1 protein-coding gene is annotated in these 820 nt (G+C 56.1%); it reads right to left on the minus strand.

Annotation, left to right across the window (positions count from 1 at the left end; genetic code table 11):
* Positions 1-190: 190 nt before the first annotated feature.
* Positions 191-820 (minus strand): hypothetical protein (locus HMPREF2975_RS05045; RefSeq protein ID WP_227469264.1); only part of this gene is annotated, 630 nt, incomplete at its 5' end.

Consider the following 820-nt stretch of genomic DNA (forward strand, 5'->3'; position numbering starts at 1 on the left):
CCGTTGCACATGGCTTCGATCAGTACGTCTAACATGCCGCCCGCGCGCACGTATTGGACGGCCAGTTCAGCCGCTTGTTCTTCTGCGGTGTGCATGGTGGCGCGGCGGAGTTCTTCTTGTTCGACCTTCCTGCGTAGATCGTCAAACTCTGCTGCGCTAATCTCCACTATCTCCATACTTCCCCCTTTTGTTATGACTCATACACGACGTGCAGGCGGAAGCTCCACGGGTCGTACTCGTTATACGTACTGTCACCCTTTTGGATCGTGAAGTTCGCGTACCCGTAGCGCGTCATCATTTGCGCGGCTTTCGCCCCAAAAAACACGCTAAACGTCCCGTAGTCGCGCATGAACACATCACGGTATTCATCTGCCAAATTGCAGGGGAACGAATGACCATTACCGCCGTCAACAAAGTCCCACGTACACCTGCCCGTCACTTTCAAGCTCGTGACGCGCTTTCCTTTCACGGCTGGCGCGTTGAAACGCACCTGCGTGTAATACGAACCACTCGACGCATATTTTCCTTCGCCACGGTTGGAATCAGCCCACGCTGGTGACACCGTGATCGTGCGGCGAACAGGCTTAGGCGGTGCGGGCGGCGCAGCGTCGTTCGGCATTTTCAAATACTCGACTTCCGGCTCAATCTCAGCGTCAATACGACTGATCGTCAGCACACTTGCGCCCATCATGAACTTCGCCTTCTTGTACGAGTGGAAGTTCGGCACAAGCGTGATAGGCACTGTGCCGCCCGCTTCGCTCGGGCGCACGTGATACACCTGCGTCACCTGGTGCTGCGTGTACGACTGCGTGTTGAACGT

This window comes from Actinomyces sp. HMSC065F12 (assembly GCF_001814535.1).
Lineage (GTDB): Bacteria > Actinomycetota > Actinomycetes > Actinomycetales > Actinomycetaceae > Pauljensenia > Pauljensenia radingae_A.